Genomic DNA, 20,247 nt, shown 5'->3' with positions numbered 1-20,247 from the left:
TCTTTATTTTCATGTCCGCTACCTCCTCGCTGCGCATCGCGCTCGTCTGCAACACGGCCTGGGCGATCTATACGTACCGCCACGGGCTGATCCGTGCGCTCGTCGCGCGCGGCGCCGAGGTCGTCGTGATCGCGCCGCACGACCGCACGGTGCCGCTGCTCGAGCAGATGGGCTGCCGCTACGTCGCGCTCGCCGTCGCGTCGAAAGGCACGAGCCCGCGCGAGGATCTCGGCACGCTCGCCGCGCTGGTGCGCCATTACCGCGCGCTGCAGCCCGCTCTCGTGTTTCATTACACGATCAAGCCGAACATCTACGGATCGGTCGCCGCGTGGCTCGCGCGCGTGCCGTCGATCGCGGTCACCACGGGCCTCGGCTACGTGTTCATCCAGAAAAGCCGCGCGGCGAGCGTCGCGAAACGCCTGTACCGGTTCGCGTTCCGCTTCCCCCGCGAAGTCTGGTTCCTGAACCGCGACGATCTCGCGACCTTCACCGACGAGCAGCTGCTCGCGCACCCGGACCGCGCGCGGCTGCTGCACGGCGAAGGCGTCGATCTCGACCAGTTCGCACCGGTGCCGCTGCCCGGCGGCCACGGCCCGGTGTTCATCCTGATCGGCCGGCTGCTGTGGGACAAGGGCGTGCGTGAGTACGTCGAGGCCGCGCGCGTGGTGCGCGCCCGCTACCCGGACGCGCGCTTCCAGCTGCTCGGGCCGCTCGGTGTCGACAACCCGAGCGCGATCAGCCGCGCGGACGTCGACGCCTGGGTCGGCGAAGGCGTGGTCGAGTATCTCGGCGAGGCGCACGACGTGCGCCCGCACATCGCGGCGGCCGACTGCGTCGTGCTGCCGTCGTACCGCGAAGGCGTGCCGCGCACGCTGATGGAAGCGTCCGCGATGGGCCGCCCGATCGTCGCGACCGACGTGCCGGGCTGCCGCGACGTGGTCGCCGACGGCGAAACCGGCTTCCTGTGCCGCGTGCGCGACAGCGCGAGCCTCGCGCAGCAGTTGGTCCGCATGATCGAACTCGGGAGCGCCGGACGCGACGCGATGGGCGCGCGCGGCCGCCGCAAGGTGGCCGAGGAATTCGACGAGCAGCAGGTCGTCGAACGTTACCGGCAGACCATTCATACATTGACCGGCATCACACTCTGAAGGAGCGCATCAGCATGACCGCTAAAGGCACCATCCTCGTTACCGGCGGTGCGGGCTACATCGGCTCGCACACGGCCGTCGAGCTGCTCGACGACGGCTACGATGTCGTGATCGCCGACAACCTCGTCAACAGCAAGGCCGAGTCCGTGCGGCGCATCGAGCGGATCACGGGCAAGACGCCCGCGTTCCATCAGGTCGACGTGTGCGACGAAGCCGCGCTCGCGAAGGTGTTCGACGCGCATCCGATCACCGGCACGATCCATTTCGCGGCGCTCAAGGCGGTCGGCGAATCGGTCGCGAAACCGCTCGAGTACTACCGGAACAACCTCGGTGGCTTGCTGACCGTGCTCAACGTGATGCGCGAGCGCAACGTCAGGCAGTTCGTGTTCAGCTCGTCGGCGACCGTGTACGGCGTGCCCGAGCGCTCGCCGATCGACGAATCGTTCCCGCTGTCCGCGACCAACCCGTACGGCCAGTCGAAGCTGATGGCCGAGCAGGTCCTGCGCGATCTCGAGGTCTCGGACCCGTCGTGGCGCATCGCGACGCTGCGCTACTTCAACCCGGTCGGCGCGCATGCGAGCGGGCTGATCGGCGAGGATCCGGCCGGCATCCCGAACAACCTGATGCCGTACGTCGCGCAGGTCGCGGTCGGCAAGCTCGAGAAGCTACGCGTGTTCGGCTCCGACTACCCGACGCCGGACGGCACTGGCGTGCGCGACTACATCCACGTCGTCGATCTCGCGAAGGGGCACATCGCCGCGCTCGACGCGCTCGCGACGCGCGACGCGAGCTTCGTCGTGAACCTCGGCACGGGCCAGGGCTACAGCGTGCTGGAAGTCGTGCGCGCGTTCGAGAAGGCGTCGGGCCGCCCGGTGCCGTACGAACTCGTCGAGCGCCGCCCGGGCGACGTCGCCGAGTGCTACGCGAATCCGCAGGCCGCGGCCGACCTCATCGGCTGGCGCGCGACCCTCGGAATCGACGAGATGTGTGCCGACCACTGGAAATGGCAGGAGGCGAACCCGCGCGGTTTTGTATAATCCGCTGTCCATTTTTCGAGCGATCCCATGCTCAGCTTCGCGTCCGGCTTCATCGTCTCCCTGCTCGTCACGTTGTTCATCGTGCGTTATGCGCATCTGCACGAGAAATTCTCGATCGACAGCGACCTGGCCGGCGTGCAGAAATTCCACGTGCGGCCGGTGCCGCGCGTCGGGGGCATCGGGATCCTTGCCGGCGTCGTCGTTGCCGCGCTGGTGCTGTCCCGGCGCTACCCGACGATCTCCGGCAGCATTCTCGGGATCGTCGCGTGCGGACTGCCGGCGTTCCTGTCAGGGCTCGTCGAGGACCTGACCAAGCGCGTGTCGCCGCGCGCGCGGCTGCTGTGCACGATGAGCGCCGCCGCGCTGGCGTTCTGGCTGCTGAACATCGCGGTCACGCGCATTAGCGTGCCGCCGCTCGACTTCCTGCTCCACTACGTGGCCATTTCGGCGTTCATCACCGTGCTCGCGGTCGCGGCGCTCGCGAACGCGATCAACATCATCGACGGCTTCAACGGCCTCGCGTCGATGGTCAGCTTCATGATGTTCGCGTCGCTTGCCTACGTCGCGTTCCATGTCAACGACCCGGTCGTAATGTCCGCGTCGATCATCATGATGGGCGCCGTGCTCGGCTTCTTCCTGTGGAATTTCCCAGCCGGCCTGATCTTCCTCGGCGACGGCGGCGCGTATTTCATCGGCTTCATGCTCGCCGAACTCGCGATCATGCTGGTGATGCGCAACCGGGAAGTGTCCGCGTGGTATCCGGTGCTGCTGTTCATGTATCCGATCTTCGAGACCTGCTTCTCGATCTACCGCAAGAAGTTCATTCGCGGGATGTCGCCGGGGATTCCGGATGGCGTGCACCTGCATATGCTGGTGTACAAGCGGCTGATGCGATGGGCCGTCGGGACGAAGCATGCGCATGATTTGACGCGGCGGAATTCGCTCACATCGCCTTATCTTTGGCTGCTGTGCCTCGTCGCGGTGATTCCCGCGACGCTGTTCTGGCGGCATACCGTGCACCTGTTCGTTTTTGTCGTGCTGTTCGCGCTGACGTATGTGTGGCTTTATCTCAGCATCGTAAGGTTCAAGGTGCCTAGGTGGATGGTGGTGAGGAAGGAACGGCGCGGGCATTGAGGGGGTGGGTGGAATCGCACGGCTCGCCGTCGTCAACGAGCCGTGACCGCGCAACCGCGATTCGACGAGTGGGATACTACGCGCCTGCGGTATTCGAGTTCCAGCTCGGCCGTTGCGTATAGATCACGACGTTGCCGTCGTCCTGAATGTAAGCGCTCGCGCCCGAGTTACCACCGGTGCCGGAGTTCCAGAGTGGCGCACCCGCCGCGCTGTAGACGACCAGATTGCCATCACCTTGCATTACACCAAAGGCGCCCGAATGACCGAAGGTTCGCGAGTTCCATATCGGAACGCCTTGGCGAAGCAGCACCAAATTCCCGTCACCTTGCATGATGAGCACGTTCGCCCCATTGCCGGACGTAAAACTCTGGCCACTACTCAGGACCACGCCCCCCTTCCAGACAGCTGAACCACTCGCCGAGATCGCGTAGCTCGACGTGCCGGTCGCGGTCGCGAATACTGGCACGAATGACTGATAGATCACCATGTTGCCGTCGTCCTGCACGGAAAGATATTGGCTGCCTGACGCTCCGTTGGTCGCCGAGTACCACAGCGCCGCACCATTCGCACTGTAGACAACGAAGTTGCCATCGTTCTGAAAGACGGCGTACGCTCCGACATTTCCATACGTCCCGGAATTCCACACCGCAGCGCCATTCGTCGTGTTGTAAAGGACGAGATTACCGTCGCCCTGCATCAGAAGTTGATGATTCCTGGACGCGGAATAGACGGCTTGCCCTGCCTTCAGCGTCGTACCTTCGTTAATTCCGCCGCTATAGGACACCGACGTCGAACCGCATAGCGACGAATGGAGCAAGCTGACGTTCGGGGTGCCCCAGCCGGTCACGAAGTCCCATCCCGAACCGGCACTGTATGCACCATTGCTGCCGTTGGTGATATCGCGAAAAATCGATGCGGTCGTCGATTGAACGCTGTAGATTGCCGGCGCCGCGAATCCGAGGCTCGTCGCGCAACTGCCGGACAGCAAGCGCGCCCAGGTAGCACTGAACAGCGGCGCGGAGAGACTCGTGCCGCCCACCGTCACGAACTGTCCGCCGACGATGATTTGCGCGCCGCTGTCGGGATCGGCATCGAACGCAAGGTCCGGCATGCCTCGGAACGCCCGCCCCTTGAGCGCGGGTACGTTCGACTGCCACGAAGGGATCGGCTCGAAGCCACTGATGCCGCCACCGCTGGCTTCCCAGGCCGTCTCGCCGGCGTAGCTTCCATTCCCGTTCGTATAGAGCGTCGTGCCGCCAACGGCCACGACATACGGGGATGTCGCCGGGTATTGCACCGACGTACCGGTGCAGCCATATGCCACGCTGCCTGAATCCCCGGAACTGACCGAGAAAGTCTGTCCTTGCGCAACGGCGAGCTGGAACAGCGTATCAATGGCCGCCGTCGGCGCCCAGTTCTCGCAACCGCCGATCGACATGTTGATGACACGGGCAGTGTTGTCGCTCACGGCACGATTGATTGCAAGCGCGATATCGCTCCAGGAAAAGGACCGCGCAACGTAGAAATTCAGCTGCTTGAGGCCGCCGGACATCCCGACGATGGTCTGGCTATCGAGCGACCATTCGAGGTTCGCGCTCGTGTCCGCGCTTGACAGCCCGGCATGGATCACTGAAACGGGTACGGCGGGCAACTGGTTGTGGCTTTCGAACGTCGCCAGGTCGATGACGGCTTGCGTCACGTCCCCTTCGGCAATAATGCCGATGGTGGTGTTGGCGGCGGTCGGGGTACTACCGACGGAATAGATGCCGGGAAATTGCGTCGGGTTGTGGCCGACCGTGACCGCGGATATCGTTGGCGACGCATTTGCCGTGGGTGCAGCAGCGGCGTTGGAGGCGCGCACGAAATTCGGACGCAGGCGAGTCGCGGTATCGAGTCCGAGAACGCCTCGAACGACCCCGCTGATCGCATCGGGCACCGTCTCCGGCGCGGTGTTGATATGCGTGCTGCTGCCGTCCGCCATCGCAACCGGAACGAGTGTCGTCTGGAATACGCCGGATATCACCCCGGCCGGCGCATCGGCTTCCACGATCATGTTGTTGTCGGCCACCTTGATGTTCGTGAAGCCCTTACTTGCCAAAAAGGCCTTCACGGTGGCCACGTGGGCGGCGGTGGGTGCGTACTGCGCGGCAATCTGCGCGGAGGTCAGCACGGCCCCGAAGCTGGCGCTGCCGGGCGTTCGCGCATGCTCGAGAAACCGGTTCAACCCGGCTTCGTCGTTCAGCTTGAGTATCAACGCTACATGGACCGGCGCCGTTGCGCTCATCGGTGCCGCGCTCACCGCGTTGCCTGCAGTTCGCAGCGCCGACAGTTTACCGGACTGCGCCGTAGCCACCACCGGACTCGCGTCGTCGCCGCCGCAGCCTGCAAGCGCGAGCACCATGAGTGCCGCGCTCATTCCCCTGGCAAGATATGCAATGTTCATCGGATTGGTATGGACCGTAGAGCTCGTATTTGGCTTTTCACCTTTGTTCTTTACGGCAATTGCACGGCTACCTTGAGGAAAAGGTAGGAAGGAATCGGCCGGTAGTCAAATGAATACGGCCACTGCGAGAGCGGACCATAACGCCGCGCAAAGGCGACGGTCGATACCTCGGCATGGGACGCACGTCCGGCAACATAGGCAGTACGCACGCAACGTTGACCGGGGTTTCGACATTCGTTACACGGATTCACGCTGGACTTGGTCATCGCGCAGCACACGGTGCGCCATCGATCCCGCGAAGCAGTTTGTCGATCAAGTGCTCCGGCACTATGCGGACGCGGTTTCGGCGGCGACAGGGAGCGCGTGCCCGTAAATTCGAGCTCGATCCGGCGTGCATATCGGAGGAAACTGGCAAGACCACTTCGCCACGCGCATGTTGTTGTGGTCCGGCCAGCCTATCGGCAATGATTCGTTTATCGCTCCAGACCAGGGGCCCGGTTACTCGGAGACGCACTGAGGCAGCGACAAATCCGACTACTCACGTCGGAAAAGCGACACACCCGACTCGACAACGAGATCGATCAGGTGACGCTGTCATTGCTTGATGAGGGATGCGGATTCGATGCGAAGCTGTGGTCACCGTGGGCAACCTGCCACGACTGACTGGCGGTCGCGCACCGGCAAGGGGCGCCCGCTAATCTCGCGCCGCCGACTTCGAGGGGAACAACGTGGATACAGTTTGAAGGGCGGGACTCGCGGCCGTCTGATATTCCGGCACCCAGCGTCGCAGATCGCGACGCACTTCGTCGTCGCTCAGTACCCTACGCTGCATCAGCCACGGCAACAGTTCGTCGAGCAGGTGGTCCGGCACTTCGCGCGCCCGTGCGATCCGCAGCTTCGGATGCGGTGTGCGCGTCGTCGTCTCGTCGTCCGCGAGGAGTTCCTCGTAGAGCTTCTCGCCTGGCCTCAGCCCGGTGAAGTCAATCCGGATCTGCCCTTCCGAGAAGCCGTACAGGCGGATCAGATCCCGCGCGAGATCTACAATCTTGACCGGCTGCCCCATCTCGAGAATAAAGATTTCGCCCCCATGCCCCATGCTCGACGCCTGAAGCACGAGCTGCGACGCTTCCGGAATCGTCATGAAGAACCGCGTGATCTCCGGGTGCGTGACCGTCACCGGGCCGCCCTTGGCGATTTGCTGCTGGAACTTCGGAATCACGCTACCGGCGCTGCCGAGCACGTTGCCGAAGCGCACAGTCTCGAACTGCGTCCCGCCGCTCGTCTGCTGCAGCGCCTGGCAGACCATCTCCGCCAAACGCTTGCTCGCGCCCATCACGTTGGTCGGGTTGACGGCCTTGTCGGTAGAGATCAGCACGAAATGGCGCACGTCGTGGCGGATCGCTGCGCATGCAACGCGGTACGTACCGAGCACATTGTTGCGTAGCGCCTGCCACGCGTTGTGCTCCTCCATCAGCGGCACGTGTTTGTACGCCGCCGCATGAAACACAATGTGCGGCGCATGACGCGACATCACCTGATCGAGCAGCAGCGAATCCTTAGCATCGCCGATGATCGGCACCACCGGCTGATCGGGAAAGCGTTCGCGCAACTCTTCGGCAAGCCGGTACATCGCGTATTCGGACAGGTCGAACGCAACGAGCTGCGCCGGCGCGAAACGAAGGATTTGCCGGCACAGCTCCGAACCGATTGAACCGCCAGCGCCCGTCACCATCACGACGCGGCCGCGCAGCAATGCCTCGACGTGCGGCGTGTCGATCGTCACCGCGTCGCGGCCAAGCAGATCCTCGAGGTCGATATTGCGCACTTGCGACAGGAACCCCTGCCCCGGCATCAACGCGGTCAGCGACGGCAGTACCATCGCCTTCACGCCCGCACGCACGCACAGCGTCGCGACGCGCCGCTGCGTTTCGACCGATGCCGACGGAATCGCGATGATCGCGTATTCGATCTTCATCGCGTCGGTCCAGTGCTTCAGGTCGTTGAACGAACCGAGCACCTTGTAGCCATAGATCTCGCGCCCTTGCTTTGTAACATCGTCGTCGAGCAGGCCAACCAGACGCCACTCACCCGAACGCGACAGCTCACGCGCGAGGCTCGCGCCTGCCGTGCCGGCGCCGAGCACCAGCACCGGCTTGCCCTGCCCGACCAGCCCGCCATACAGGTAGAACTCCTTTGTCGCGCGGTACAGCGCGCGAGCACCGCCCATCGCGAGGAACAGCATCAGCGGCGACACGATCAGCACCGAGCGCGGAATGATCGGTGACGGCTGGAACATCACCGCACCGATCATCACGATCACGCCGCCGCCTCCGACTGCCTTCGAAATACGCATCAGGTCCGGCAGGCTCGCAAATACCCACAGGCCGCGGTACAGGCCGAACAGATGGAACATCAGCGCGTAGATCGGCAACGCCCAGACGAGCGCCTGCAGTGCGCCGCCGAGAAAATCAGCCGGAATACTGCCGTTGAAACGAACGAGGTAAGCAAACAACCACGACGCGACAACCGCCGTCAGGTCGAACAGGAAAGCACTCAGTGAAAGCCACGATGCTTTGGATCGGAACATCGGCGGGAAACCTCAAGAATTGTTTTCGGCTGCCAACTGGGACCGGCGCCAGCGCATGTCAATCACCCATCCGATACATACCAGGACGCCGTACCACGCGAAGAACGACAGCCATTGCTGCCATTCCGGGCGGCCCTTTGCCCACACGGCCACGATTATGCCTGCGAGCATGATGAGGTACCAATAAAGAGCGGTCCGGCGGTGGCCTAAACCCGCTCGAACCATCCTCTGATAATAATGCTCCCGGTGCGCTTGCCAGAACTTTTCGCCGCGTAACAGACGTCTCAAAAGTGTTACAGATGCGTCAGCGATAAAAGGCGCGAACACGAGTGCCGGGAACCAAATGGGCCAGACACCGGTACGCCAGCCCCAGTAGCCTAGGGCGCCGGCCAGAAAACCGAGCGGAATCGAGCCCGCGTCACCGAGAAACAGCCGCGCCGGGTGAAAATTGAGCAGCAGAAAGCCGAGGGCGGCGCCCGCCACCGCCGCGCCGGCCACGGCGAGGTCGGGCAACGGATTCACGCCCATCATCGCCGCGACAGCGTATGCGGCGAAGCCGAACAGCGCCATGCCGCCCGCGAGGCCGTCGGCACCGTCCATGAAGTTGTACAGGTTCGTCAGCCAGACCATCACGAAACCGACGCCTGCGAGCAGCCACCACGGCGCATCGGCAGGAAAAACGACGATCAGTGCGACGACCGCCGCAAGATGCGCCGAGAACCGCACGCGGGCAGGCAAGCCGCGTCGGTCGTCGACCTGAGACAACGCGGCGAGCCCCGCGGCAGCGGCGGCGATCAGCCACAGGTGCGGCGTCAGAACCAGCAGCGCGACGACGCAGACCGGCACGATGCCCCAACCGCCGACGCGCGGCGTCGGCAGCGTGTGGAGCGAACGATCGTTTGGAATGTCGGTGGCGAGGCGCCACGCGAGGCCGGTCGCGAGCAGCATGCGCAGGATGGCCGTCGATGCGATGGCAGCGACCAGCGCCACCGCGATCACGGCGGGCCACGTGGATATCGGGAGAGGCATGTCGGCTACTGTTGTATATCGCGCGAACGATACCATGCCGCCGTGGCTTCGAGGCCCTGTCGAGTCGTATACGGCGGTTGCCAACCCAGTACGCGCTTAATGCGGCCCGTGTCGAGCTGCAGGCTGCCCGTCAGGCGGTCGATCGTCGCGCTGCGGCCAGTCAGCATGCCGAGCGCGCGTAGTGCCGCCGTGGGGACCGGCAGAAGCCGCGCCGGTTTGCCCAGGGCATCGCCCACCAGACGCAGCAGGCCGGTGACTGACGGCGCATCGTCGTCGGCAACGTGGAAGCACTCGCCCGCCGCCCGCGGGTCGGTTGCGCACTGTAGCAGCGCGTCGGCCAGATTGTCGACGTAGACGATGCTGCGGCGAGCGGAGATGGAACCGAGCGGTAGCGGCATCCCGCGTGCGACCGCGTCCATCATCCGCAGGAAATTGGCGGTGACATGCGGGCCATAGACCAGAGGCGGACGCACGACGACGACGTCGAGCCCGGCCGACGTGCCGAAGCACGCGAGTTGCTGCTCGGCCCGCAGCTTCGAGCGGCCGTATGCGTCTTGCGGGTCGGCGGGCCAGCTTTCCGATAGCGGCGCCCCGCCGTCGCTTTCGCCGACCGCCTTGATGCTGCTCGCGTATACGATTCGGCGCACGCCGGACTTGCGTGCGGCTTCGGCGAGACGCAGCGTGCCCGCGACATTGGTCGCATCAAATGCGGCGTCGGGATCGGGCGAGTCGTCGCGCATCACGTGTACGCGTGCGGCGAGATGGATCACGCAATCGGCGGCGAGGTCGGCGGGCCAGGCAGCATCGAGCCCCTCCCAATCGGCGCTGCCGTGCACCCATTCGCGCACGCCATCGATGCATGCGCCCGGGCGCCGCACCAGCGCGGTGACGGTATGCCCGGCGTCCAGCGCGCGACGGCAGACGGCACGGCCGACGAAGCCGTTCGCGCCGGTGATGACCAGACGCATCATCGCAGCCTCCCGTCGGACCTGCTGGCGTCGTCGCAAGACGACGCGAGATCGCCGCGAGCGCCGGGCGCCGCCGGCCTGGCCAGCAACGCGTCGACCTTCTCGACGAGCGGCGCGACCATCCTCTCCCATCCGTGCTCTCGCTCGACGAACGCCCGCGCACGCCGCGCCATCTCGACCGCAAAAGCCTCGTCGGCAACGAGCTGCTCGATGCGTTCGACAAATTCTTCCGGCGTATCCGCGATCAGCAGATCCTCACCGCATTTCGCGCGCAGGCCCTCATGTCCCAGCGACGTGGTGACGACTGGCAACCCAAGCGCCATGTATTCGAGGATCTTGTTCTGCACGCCTGCACCGATGCGCATCGGGCATACACCGACGGCCCCGTCGGACGCCGCCTCCGCGACCGATGCGACCCGACCGGTCACCTCGACGCCATCGTACGCACGAAACCGCTCGGCCAGCGCGGGCGCGATGGACCCTACGAGCCGGAAACGATAATCGCCACGCTTGCGTAGCAGCGGCAGCACGGCCTCCGCAAAGAAATGGCACATGTCCTGGTTCTGGACCGTGCGCATGTCGCCGATGAAGATCAGGACCCGGCTCGCCATATTCCGCACCGTATACGGCAGCCCCGACAGATCCACGCCATTGGAGCAAACCATCACATTCGTCGCGGATGCGCCGGGAAACAGATAGTCGCAGTCGGTCTTCGAAACCAGCACCGACAGGTCGAAATCGTCGACGATGGCACGCTCGTAGTCGAGCAGACGCTTCGCCTCGATACCGAACACACGCGACTTGAGCCCGCGCGCGTTCCTGAGTTGCTTGACACGACTGTAATTGAGCGAGATCGCGTCAGTCATCTCGAGGACGCGCGGCTTGTCCGATGTGCGCACGTACTCGGCGCAACGCACCAGATGGACCAATGCGCCGTCGTGCGACGGCAGCAGCCGGGAGACGGCCGCCGCAAACGCCCCGCTCCGGTAGTACGCCACCTGCAACGGTGTGCGCGTAGGCAATGCGAGCAACGTATTGACGTAGGAGCGCCAGCGCGGCAGATAGACCCGTTCGACCCGATCGAAAACGCCGTCGTCGGGCGGTTCGGCGTGCAGCTCTTCTTCGGTCTCGCACAGGCTCAGCAACGTCAGCGAGTGGTGACGAGACAGCACCCGACACAGGTGATAGATCCGCAACTTGTCGCCGCCGATTACCGGGTACGGAAACCGAGGGGTCAGCACCAGCAGTTTCTTCATGTCCCGACTCATGCCAGACCCGCCCAAAAATCCTGGATCGACGGACGCACTGCGGACTCCGAGTACGTGCGAGCCCGATTCACGCCTTCGCCGATCGCGACCTCGAATCGCGCACTGTCGTCCCATACCGCGCGGATCTGCTCCGCCATGTCTTCAACCGAACGCGGATCAAACTGCAACGCGCAGTCGCCAGCTATCTCGGGCATCGACGTGGTATTGCTGCATACGACAGGCGTGCCGGACGCCATCGCCTCCAGCAGCGGAATCCCGAAGCCTTCGAACAACGATGCAAAGACGAACGCGCGAGCCTGCCGGTACTGCTCGCGCAGTTCTCCGCGCGACACGTAACCGAGCAACTCGACGGCATTCGTCAGCCCGAGCGAATCCGCAAGCCCGAGAAAATGCGCATGATGTTCGGTCTTGATTCCGGCGATCCTGAGCCGCGCGTCGTCACCCAGCGCCGGGCGGGCAATCGCAAACGCCTGTAGCAGACGACCGACGTTCTTGCTCGGCACCTCGCCAGCCACTGTGAACAAGTATGGTTGGCGCGCCATGCGGCTCAACGGAGGCGCAAACCAGTCGTCGGAAATCGTGCACGGAACAACGCGTACGTCCCCCTCGCGCAACTCGAAGTTCTTGACCAGCTCCCGCTGAGTGAATCGCGAGACGGTCAGCACGACGTCGGCCCGACGCACAAGCCGCGGCACCACATGGCGACGATAGAGGCGGCCGACGGTCTGATAAAGCGATCGCGCCGGCGGCAGCACGTGCCAGGGCTCCATATAGATCAGATCATGGATGACCGCGACCACCCGCGTGTTGCCGGTGGACCGCAGCGGCCCGGTGTTATACGGACACAGCAGATAGTCGAGTTGCTGCTCGCGGCACAAGCGCGGCAACTCGACCTGTTCCCACCACGGAAAGAAACCGTGCCCTTGACTCACGCACGGCCATTCGTCGGCATGCACGCCGCTCGGAGCCAGACCCAGCACCGACGCGCTGACCGGCTCCACCAGTTGCCGAGCGAATCGCCCCATGCCGCGGTAGTTGCCCACCATCCAGGTGATATCCACCCCCAACTTCACGCGATACTCCTCATGCGAACCGACTCATAAGCGACGGGGTTCGCCCGGCACGGCGCCGCAGACGATGAACGTGTTGTCCGTACACGCCGGCGACACGAAGCCTACCGCTCCGCGCCAAGAATCGCGCAACCGCGCCGCGCGACCTCGACACCTCGCCGTGCCCTGCATGTTCGACAAACCGCAAACACTGCCTCGGCAAAACCAACGCGCCGCGCGGTACCCATGCCGCCGTACCGAGACTGGCTGTCACCCATGCCCCTCTTCGAACATCCAGCGCAATGTGTTCTCCAGCGGAATGTCCTCAAGCGGCCCGATGGCACTCTGCAACCGCGCATCATCGCCCTGCAGTCGACGCACGTCGTTCGCGCGCACGAATGCGGGATTGACGCGTACCTCGATCGCATAGCCGGCAATCCGTTCCATCATCGAGATCACCGATTTCAGCGACACCGCGCGCCCCGAACAGACATTGAACACGCCGCCGGCCGGCGACAGTTCCAGTAGTCGCCGATAGGCGTCCGCCACGCGACGTACGTCGGAAAAATCTCGCTCGACGTCGATATTGCCGAGTTCGATCTCACGCTCGCCCCGCTGGAAGTGACCGACGATCTTCGGCAGCAAAAACTGCGGTGACTGCCCGACGCCCGTGTAGTTGAACGGACGCGCGACGACAATCGGCAGCTTGTCGCGCCACAGGCGCGCCATGTATTCCATCGCCAGCTTGCTGACGGCGTAATCGTTCGCGGGATTCGGCTCGACCGATTCGTCGATCAGCTCGACCGCCGCGTTGCCATAGATGTTCCCGCTGCTCGCCAGCAACACCGCGCGTGGACGATTCTCCAGATTCGCGAGCGCTTCCAACAGGTTCCGTGAACCGACCACGTTGGTACGATAGATCGCGTCCGCGTCGCCGTGGGCGACGAACGACACCGCCGCAAGATGCGCGACGATGTCTGGCTGCACTTCCGTGACGACGTCCGCGAGCGCCACCGGGTCGCACAGGTCGACCCGATACGTATCGGGTTCGATCGTGTCGGCCCCGTGTGTCGTGCCGAACACGCGATAGCCGGCCGCCCGCAGCGACTGCGCCAGATAGCGGCCGGTAAAGCCGCCGAGGCCCGTTACCAGCGCGCGCGGGACATCAGAACGAGAAGCCGCGCTCATTTCGTCGCAAGTCCGCTTCAACCATCATCGCACACAGCTCCTCGAGCGTCGTCTTCGGCTCCCAGCCCAGCTTCTGCTTCGCCTTCTCGGGATTCCCGATCAGCAGATCGACTTCGGCCGGCCGATGGAACTTCGGATTCACGCGGACCAGCGTCTTGCCAGTGGCGACATCGATGGCGATTTCCTTCTCGTCACTACCCTTGAACTCGAGGTCGACATCAGCCGCCTTGAACGCCATGCGCACGAAATCGCGCACGGTCTCGGTACGGTTCGTGGCCAGCACGAACGTGTCCGGTTCGTCTGCCTGCAGCATGCGCCACATGCCTTCGACGTATTCCTTCGCGAAGCCCCAGTCGCGCTTGGCATCCATGTTGCCCAGTTCGAGGACGTCGAGTTGCCCGAGCTTGATCTTGGCAACGGAGTCGGTGATCTTGCGCGTGACGAACTCGCGGCCGCGCAGCGGCGACTCGTGGTTGAACAGGATCCCGCTGCAGCCGAACATGTCGTAGCTCTCGCGATAGTTCACCGTGATCCAGTGCGCATACAGCTTGGCCACGCCGTACGGGCTGCGCGGGTAGAACGGCGTCGATTCGATCTGCGGGATCGCCTGGACCTTGCCGAACATTTCGGACGTGCTTGCCTGATAGAAGCGGATCTTCGGATTGACGATGCGAATCGCCTCGAGCAGGTTCAACGGACCGATGCCGGTAATCTCTGCGGTCGTGACCGGCTGGTCGAAGGACACGCCGACGAAGCTCTGCGCCGCCAAGTTGTAAACCTCCGTGGCCCCGGTCGTCTGAAGCAGGCGAATGCTCGCCGACAGATCGGTCAGGTCGTATTCGACCAAATGGAGGTTCGGGTGCTTGGCAATGCCCAGTTCCTCGATGCGCCAGAAGTTCACCGAGCTGGTGCGGCGGTAGGTACCGTAAACCGTGTAGCCCTTGTCGAGCAGCAACTCGGCCAGATAAGCACCGTCTTGTCCGGTGATACCAGTGATGATGGAAGTTTTCTTAGACATAATGGTCCTACTTTAAGAATACGCTTCATCGCGCGTGAGAATTTTTGCCAATTGGCGAGCACTCTGCGCCCAAGTCATGAACGGCATACCGCGAGACGAAGGCGCTTGTTGCTTCGCCCGAAGCTCCAGCCATGCCTTGATCTCGGTCGCCAGATCCTGCCCTTCCTGCGCGGAAAAATAAAACGCATGCTCGCCCGCCACTTCACGAAACACCGGCAGATCGCGCGCAATGATCGCCAATCCGTGCTGAGCGGCTTCGATCAGCGGCAAACCAAAGCCTTCGCCATAGGAGGCCGCAATCAGGCACGAGCTTGCGCCATAGATTTTCTCCAAATATACGTCCGACGCATTTTCCAGCCAGAACAGATGGCGCCCCTGTTCCTTGTGCGCTCGCAACCGCGCGACCAGATCCTCGACCATCCACCCCTGTCGTCCCACGACGACCAGGTTGACGTTCTCGTTGTCGCGCCACAGCTGCTCGAACGCATCCAGAACCTGGGCATGCCCCTTGCGGGGTTCCAGCGTCCCAACCATCAGGAACGTCGGGCAATCACGCAGGTGCTGAAGTACCTTGGTGCCGTCGCGCGGGATTTCCGAAGACGTCGTGAAATTCTCGATGTCTGCGCCCAAATGGAACCAGTCGATTTCGAAGGACCGTGCCCGCTGCGGTGCATGCGCCGCCAGCCACGACGACAAATCCGTGGCCACGGCCTGCGAAATGCACAAAGCTCCGTCGCCTTCCGCCACGACATCCAGCCAGCCCGTAAAACCATCGGCAGCGCCCGGAACAAAGTACTGAGGGAGCAGCACACATAGCAAATCGTAGACGACAAACTTGACCTGCACCCCTTGCAATCGCATGTTTTGATAGAACGCCCGCTGTGCCGGAACCACCCGCGGTTGCAGATCCAGGCCGACGAACACGTCTCCCGCCGCATAGTCGATCGGCTCGTCCTGCAGCCAGCCGTCATCGAATCCCATCAGCCTCGCCGTAAAATCGCGCGCATAGCGATAGGAGTCCTTGGTGGTGGCATAAACGGGCTCCACCCGGAATCCGTCGGGCGGAGCATCCAGCCATTCCTTCAGCAGATTGCGCACGACACGCTGGATCCCGCTTCTGGCATCCACCTGCACGAGTTCGGAGATGTCAACCAATAATTGCCGTTTTTCGTTGCGCGGAACGAAGCTCCTCGCCACTGTCAGCGCCCACGTGCGCAACTGGTCGTCGCTTGCTTGACCTGCTCGAAGCGCGATTGCGCGAGACAGTACAATCGGATTCGCATTGGCCCGAAGATAGAATCGCTCGATGGCATCGCGATACTGTCGCGCACAGACGTCGGGCGCATGAGCGGTCACGATGATTTCCCGGGCGCGCGCGCCCATCCGTTGCCGGCGCGCCGGATCCGACCGCAACGTATCGAGCGCGTCGATCAGTTGCTCGTCGGAAAACTCGTCCGGCAGCATCCATACAGCGTCGCGATCCAGGTCTGCCATGCTTCCGTTGGCGTTGACGATCGTCGCCTTGCCGTAGTTCATGCAATCCAGCACCGTTCCCGACGTCTCGCCGCGCGACAGCGTCCGTAACTGGACGCCGACATCGACCGCCGCCAGATACTGGCGGAACATTTGCGCATCGGCCCAACCGGTAATGCGGACCCGGTCCTTCGCGGCCATTTGTCGAATGGTGCGCGCGAGTTTCTCGCCATATTCGGTCGGCTGATTTTCTCCGACGAATATCAGATGACAAGCCCGATCGCGCGCGAGGGACGAGCGGCTCCACGCATCGAGCAGCCGATGATTCAGCTTGGACGGCCCGAGCCCGCCGAACGCGCATACCACGAAGTCGTCCTTGCCGATTCCCAATGCATCGCGCGCTTCCTCGCCGCTCGACGCGGTAGTCGCCTCGCGCATGTGCGGAATCACGGACCATTCGACCGCGTCCCCGCCATACCAGTGGCGGGCCAGTCGCACTGAATTGGGCGAGTGAACAATCACGCCCAGACCCTTCTGGATCACGCCCAAGCTGCACGGATAGTCCCAGACGGCGTCCGCGATGTCCGCGCTCAGATGGCGCGCTCGCAGGCCGCCGTATCCGTGTGCATCGTACAGCGCCTTGGACCACAAGTCGGAACGATTCCCATGAATGGCCATGTGCGCGAGGACGCCCGATAGAAAGAAATCGTGCAGCACAACCACGCCCGGCACGGCTTCCAGTAGCGGAAACATGTACTCGTGGAACGACGAGTTCCCGAAATGATAGAGCACCCGATCGTACGAATCCGCATGCTTGCGCAGCCACGCCGGTGTTTTCACCGAGACGTGCGCGAACGGACCTGACTGAATTTCCGTCGCTGCATCCCGGTCGACGATCACGTCGATATCGTAAAAGCGCGCCAACTCGGGCAGCAATTCCGAACTGTAGTCCGCAATCCCCGTGCGGGCCGGCGGCAATGGCGACACGTACGCCAGTTTTGGACGTCGCGACTGGCCTTCCGGCTCGCGCGCTTCGGCGAGCCAGGCCTCACGCCGCCGCTCCATTGCATCGAGCGCGCACCGTCCGCTGCGATCCCACGAGAACTTCCCGGCCTGGCGCTTTCCGTGTTCGACCAGCGCCTGACGATAGTTTTCATCCGTCAGGCCACGCTGCATCTGGTGCGCAATCGCATCGTCGGATTTGGGATCGAACAGCGCATCGTCCCAGCCAATGACCTCGGGAACGCTCGACGTATTCGCGCCGATTACAGGCGCGCCGCAACGCATCGCCTCCAGCACAGGCAAGCCGAAACCTTCATGCCATGAAGGAAACACGAACAAGCGGCACAAGTTGTAAAGGGCCAACAGATCCTCGTCGGGCACAAAACCTGTGCACACGACATCGGCCGCTTCGAGGCCGACTTGCTTGGCCAGGCGCATCAATGCATCGCGGCTCGCCGGCTGAATGGAGCATACGATCGCCAACTGGTGCGACTGCCGCAACTCGGGCGGTAACAAGGCGAACGCGCGGATCATGCCCTCGACGTTCTTGCGATGATCGATACCACCCGTATACAGCACGAACGGTTTTGTCAGACCATACTTGCTCCGCAACGCCGTTTCGCGCTGGGAAGAAATCTGCTCGGGACGGAACCATGCATCGACATCGGCGGACATGTTGACCGACCACTCGGACGCGAGATCGAGATGTTCGATCCCTTCCGAGCGCGACGATTCGGAGATGGCAAGCCAGAGATCCGCGCGGCGCAGATGTTCGATTTTCTCCAGGTACCAATCCTTGAAAAGAGGATTCTCGAGATAAGGCTTGGCATAGAGATATGGAATCAGGTCGTACAGCGTGACCGCGACCGGAACATTCGTCTGAAGCGCGTGGATGCTTGTGATCGAATCGTCGCCGAAGCCTTCGAAGTAGCTGGCGATATAAATGAAATCCGGCCGCAGGCTCGTCAGAAACGCTTCATAGGTCAATTCACTGGACTCTCGGCGCCAGCGATTGGCTTTATCTGCATGGGCGACGGGCGCTGCCGAATACCAGACGTGAATGTTTCGCTTCGGCAGCAACGCTTCGAACTGCCCGCGCAGGATGCGGGCGGACTCCTCGAACGCGCCGTTGAGCGCCAGTACGATTTCGTGATCGCCGCGATTCCGGATCATCGCTTTGACGATGGACTCGGTGTAACGGCCCACGCCGCGATTGCGCGAATTGAGGCTCTGCGCCCCTTGCATGTCAACAACGATACGCATTATTCAATATCCCCATTGTCGGGCGCGAAGGCTGACTTCAGTGCCATGTACGCTTCGCGCGCGCGGGGTGTCAAACCATCATCGTCTATCGGCCTTCTATGCACCCGCTGCATAGGAGCCCCAACGATAATCCGAACGAGCCGATGCTTCACGCCGGGCATCGCGCCTAGCACTCGCACCGCCAATCGCCGCAGGCGGGGATTGCGGTTAACGTATGCGACGCTTTTGAACAGCACGCGCCGCATGCCGGATTTGCACGCCCCTTTCGCGCTACGAGCGAACGTGACGGCGTTTCGCATGGGCGCAGTGATACGCCATGACGTGCTGCCATAGACTGCCTGCAATTGCCCGGCGGTGTGCTGTGCTTCGTCGTGGACCCGCTTCAGTTCGCCGTTCACTTGCCCCAGGTCGCTCCGGACACGCCCGAGGTCGCGCCGGACCTGCCCCAGTTCATCGACAGCTTGCGTCAGTTCGCTGCGGGTGCGGGTCAGCTCTTCGTGGATCAAGCCCAGCTCGCCATGAAGGCGCCGCACTTCGTCGTGGGTCCGCTGGATCTGTTCGGCGGCGTGCTCATGCTGCCGGGCGGCTCCTGCGTCGAAACGCGCGGCAAGCTCGGCTAACGACAGCCCATAATCCTCATCGAACGCTTCGTCGAACAATCCGGCCTCTGCTTCGCTGCAGGATTTCTGGGCAACGATCGCGTAATCCGGACTTACACCGCCCAGTACATCGAGAAGACGAATCCGCGCGCCAGCCTCGTGCAACGCAGGAGGTTCCTGCAGCCGAAGCTGCTTGACTCTGGCAAATCCGGCATGCTTGCCGAGGAAACTCAGGAGTTCAGAAGGAATCGGCCGATTGTGGCTGGGATCCAGATAGAAATTGCAGCCCGCAACGACGACATTTTCCGGGTTCGGCGTCTCGAGGATCAATAGCCCGCCTGGCTTGAGTACGCGCAACGCTTCGCTGACGACTCTCCGAACTTGCTCGAACGGCACATGCTCGACGACGTGAAACGCCGACACAAGCGCATGGCTATTCGAATCAAGCGCCGCAAGATACTCGATAGCGTCGCCCTGCAATACGGGCAGACCGCGCTCCCGACATGCTTGCAGCATATCGACATCGAGGTCCACGCCGAGCGCGTTGAACCCCGATTCGACCATCAGTTCCAACCATTCACCGCGACCGCAACCCAGATCGAACGCCTTCCCGCCCGGATGGAGCGTCGCAAGGGGCGCAATGAACGGCTGGTATTTCGCCAGCCGACTTTTGATCAGTTCCCTTGAGCCTCGATGCTGATCTTCAAACGCGCGATAAAAGCTATCCACTACGGCAAACTCCTCACCATCGTCTGCAGGCAGGCCACACTGACGAAATTATCCATCACCGGCAAGCAGAGCCGGGTGAAGCTCAGCTTCTTGATCAGATCGACGTTGTCGATAAACACGCTATGGGCGCGGCCGGCAATTCTGACGCACGTGCTCCGCGGCAACATGCGTGCATACAGGTGGATGCTGTACGCGAAGCCGTTGTCGACATCAGACAGCCGGGCACGCCCGCCCAGCGAACTGATCATCGTCGCTCAAAAACAGCCCAGGCCGCGCCATGAAGCCCGGCGAATCCACTGGGCTTTCATCGTT

The 20,247-nt window shown here is 63.0% G+C and carries 14 protein-coding genes; 3 read left to right on the top strand and 11 right to left on the bottom strand.

From position 1 onward, the window contains the following. Positions 1–11: 11 nt before the first annotated feature. The 3 genes from SB786_RS25505 to SB786_RS25495 are packed head-to-tail and all read left to right on the top strand — an operon-like array spanning position 12 to position 3,319. Entirely contained in the window at positions 12–1,148 is a 1,137-nt protein-coding gene (locus SB786_RS25505) for a glycosyltransferase family 4 protein (RefSeq protein ID WP_410729911.1), read from the top strand. A 14-nt stretch (positions 1,149–1,162) separates the two neighbouring features. After that, positions 1,163–2,185, top strand: coding sequence for a UDP-glucose 4-epimerase GalE (galE, locus tag SB786_RS25500; protein WP_410729910.1), 1,023 nt, complete (start codon positions 1,163–1,165; stop codon positions 2,183–2,185). Positions 2,186–2,212: 27 nt separating this feature from the next. Next, a complete protein-coding gene (locus tag SB786_RS25495) occupies positions 2,213–3,319 on the top strand; it encodes an MraY family glycosyltransferase (protein ID WP_410729909.1) in 1,107 nt (368 codons plus the stop codon). 76 nt (positions 3,320–3,395) lie between these two features. Here SB786_RS25495 and SB786_RS25490 read toward each other — a convergent pair whose 3' ends face one another. The 11 genes from SB786_RS25490 to SB786_RS25440 form a co-directional block, all read right to left on the bottom strand. Further along, positions 3,396–5,720, bottom strand: coding sequence for a protease pro-enzyme activation domain-containing protein (locus tag SB786_RS25490; RefSeq protein WP_410729908.1), 2,325 nt, complete (start codon positions 5,718–5,720; stop codon positions 3,396–3,398). 736 nt (positions 5,721–6,456) lie between these two features. Beyond that, positions 6,457–8,349, bottom strand: a complete 1,893-nt coding sequence (locus tag SB786_RS25485) for a polysaccharide biosynthesis protein (protein WP_410729907.1) — start codon at positions 8,347–8,349, stop codon at positions 6,457–6,459. A 12-nt stretch (positions 8,350–8,361) separates the two neighbouring features. Further along, the gene (locus SB786_RS25480; RefSeq protein WP_410729906.1) at positions 8,362–9,378 is read right to left on the bottom strand and encodes an MraY family glycosyltransferase; all 1,017 of its coding nucleotides are present in this window, start codon (positions 9,376–9,378) and stop codon (positions 8,362–8,364) included. Between the two features lie 5 nt (positions 9,379–9,383). Further along, positions 9,384–10,349, bottom strand: coding sequence for a UDP-glucose 4-epimerase family protein (locus SB786_RS25475; protein WP_410729918.1), 966 nt, complete (start codon positions 10,347–10,349; stop codon positions 9,384–9,386). After that, positions 10,346–11,602, bottom strand: coding sequence for a glycosyltransferase (locus SB786_RS25470; protein WP_410729905.1), 1,257 nt, complete (start codon positions 11,600–11,602; stop codon positions 10,346–10,348). The genes SB786_RS25475 and SB786_RS25470 overlap by 4 nt, the downstream gene beginning before the upstream one ends. Before the next feature lie 8 nt (positions 11,603–11,610). After that, positions 11,611–12,687, bottom strand: coding sequence for a glycosyltransferase family 4 protein (locus SB786_RS25465; protein ID WP_410729904.1), 1,077 nt, complete (start codon positions 12,685–12,687; stop codon positions 11,611–11,613). A 246-nt stretch (positions 12,688–12,933) separates the two neighbouring features. Beyond that, the gene (locus tag SB786_RS25460) at positions 12,934–13,851 is read right to left on the bottom strand and encodes an NAD-dependent epimerase/dehydratase family protein (RefSeq protein ID WP_410729903.1); all 918 of its coding nucleotides are present in this window, start codon (positions 13,849–13,851) and stop codon (positions 12,934–12,936) included. After that, positions 13,829–14,869 (bottom strand): GDP-mannose 4,6-dehydratase, encoded by a 1,041-nt coding sequence (gene gmd / locus SB786_RS25455; protein WP_410729902.1) that lies wholly within the window; start codon positions 14,867–14,869, stop codon positions 13,829–13,831. The genes SB786_RS25460 and gmd overlap by 23 nt, the downstream gene beginning before the upstream one ends. A gap of 12 nt (positions 14,870–14,881) precedes the next feature. Then, complete coding sequence (locus SB786_RS25450; RefSeq protein WP_410729901.1) at positions 14,882–18,607, bottom strand: glycosyltransferase; 3,726 nt, start codon at positions 18,605–18,607, stop codon at positions 14,882–14,884. Further along, complete coding sequence (locus SB786_RS25445) at positions 18,607–19,935, bottom strand: methyltransferase domain-containing protein (RefSeq protein WP_410729900.1); 1,329 nt, start codon at positions 19,933–19,935, stop codon at positions 18,607–18,609. The genes SB786_RS25450 and SB786_RS25445 overlap by 1 nt, the downstream gene beginning before the upstream one ends. Next, the gene (locus SB786_RS25440; protein ID WP_410729899.1) at positions 19,935–20,183 is read right to left on the bottom strand and encodes a hypothetical protein; all 249 of its coding nucleotides are present in this window, start codon (positions 20,181–20,183) and stop codon (positions 19,935–19,937) included. Before SB786_RS25440 ends, SB786_RS25445 begins: the two co-directional genes overlap by 1 nt. Between the last annotated feature and the right edge of the window lie 64 nt (positions 20,184–20,247).

Origin of the sequence: Burkholderia sp. SIMBA_062 (genome assembly GCF_046534765.1) — a bacterium.
Taxonomy (GTDB): domain Bacteria; phylum Pseudomonadota; class Gammaproteobacteria; order Burkholderiales; family Burkholderiaceae; genus Burkholderia; species Burkholderia ambifaria.
This window is presented reverse-complemented; position numbering and strand designations above follow the sequence as displayed.